At 60.9% G+C, this 1,345-nt stretch carries 2 protein-coding genes; both read right to left on the minus strand.

Going from position 1 to position 1,345, the window contains the following annotated elements:
* Positions 1 to 211: 211 nt before the first annotated feature.
* A complete protein-coding gene (locus A7A77_RS17235) occupies positions 212 to 1,084 on the minus strand; it encodes an alpha/beta hydrolase (RefSeq protein WP_066561295.1) in 873 nt (290 codons plus the stop codon).
* 22 nt (positions 1,085 to 1,106) lie between these two features.
* On the minus strand, positions 1,107 to 1,345 hold a 239-nt coding region (locus A7A77_RS18225; RefSeq protein WP_216635619.1), incomplete at its 5' end, for a hypothetical protein.

Genomic DNA, 1,345 nt, shown 5'->3' on the forward strand with positions numbered 1-1,345 from the left:
GGCTCCAGTACGTCGCGAAATGGTCCTGCACTTCGGATGCCGACAACCCGATGCGCGGAGCGGGAACCAGCGTGCCCGGTTCGCTGGGAGCGCGAAAGAATTCAAATATCCATGGTTTGACCAACGTCATTCTCCAATCCGCCCCACGCGCCAGACACGTCTCGTCCGGTCTTTTGTCAGCGCGACTTGTCGGCGCCGCGCACCAATCTCCTCAGCGCGGTGCGCCTGCCATCATCTGCGCGAGTTCCTGCATGTTGCTCGCCCGGGCGAAGGGATTGCTTGCCTTCGCCTCGTCCAGCAGGACTTCCCGATCGAGCAGGGTGCGGCGATAGAAAAAGCCGACTTCCACCATGATCTGCCCCAGCATGCCCGAGGTGCTGGAAAATTCGTGAACCTGCGAATGCAGGTAATGAAACTCCACCTCCGCGCCCGCTTCGACAAAAGCGTTGAGAAGGTCGAGCCCGCTGGGCAACGGCTGCATGTAATCCGCCATTCCGCCCAGAATGAACGTGGTCGGCGAATTTGCGTTCACGTAATAGATCGGGCTTGCGGCGCGTGCCGCTTCCATCCCGCCGCCGTTCAAGAGGAGGCTGAATGGAGGACGTTCGATCATCGCCGGGTTCGCATCCAGCCGCGCGGGCGGGAAGAATGCGACGACTGCCGCAACGTCAGAGCCGGTCGAATCCCCGCCGACCTTGCCCTCGAAACCCGAACCCGGCTGCGTGCCTGCCACCATCAGGGCAATATGGGCCCCGGCAGAATAGCCCTGCAGCGCAATCTTCCCAGGATCGATGCCAAAAGTCCGGGCATTCGCTTTAAGCCAGCGCACGACGTCGCGGATATCGTCGATCATGGCCGGAAACGGTGCCTCGCCCAGCAGGCGATATTCCGCCGCGACAGCAACGAAACCCTGTTCCGCCAGCGCGCCGCCATAGCCATGCATCATGGATCGATGGCCTTGCGCAAAACCGCCGCCATGCAGCAGCACTACGCCGACGCCGTTAGGCTTTGCCGGGCGGAAAATTTCGATGTCCAGCGACCGGCGATCGTTACCGGGCACCTGATGCGTTTCGTAATCGCTCATTGCTGTCGTCCTGTCTGTCGTTTCAAGAGCCCTGCACGGCATCGAGCACCGCTTGCGTCGACACACTGTTTCCTGCTTTGCGCAGCAACGGGTTCACCTGCTCTCCGAAAAGATCGAATGCTTCCGCGTTGGCCGCGATATTTCCATGGCCGTCCAGCATCGCCATAAAATGCGCTGCGCCGATCGTGCGGCATTGCTCGATGATCTGCTCTGCCACTTCGGCAGGATTCCCGGCGATATACTCGTCACCCGACAGTTCCA

The organism is Croceicoccus bisphenolivorans, assembly GCF_001634625.1.
Taxonomy (GTDB): Bacteria; Pseudomonadota; Alphaproteobacteria; order Sphingomonadales; family Sphingomonadaceae; genus Croceicoccus; species Croceicoccus bisphenolivorans.

Bases quoted from the DNA above. Each gene is read 5' to 3' on its own strand.
- A7A77_RS17235 (WP_066561295.1), bottom strand. From the start codon at position 1,084: ATGAGCGATTACGAAACGCATCAGGTGCCCGGTAACGATCGCCGGTCG.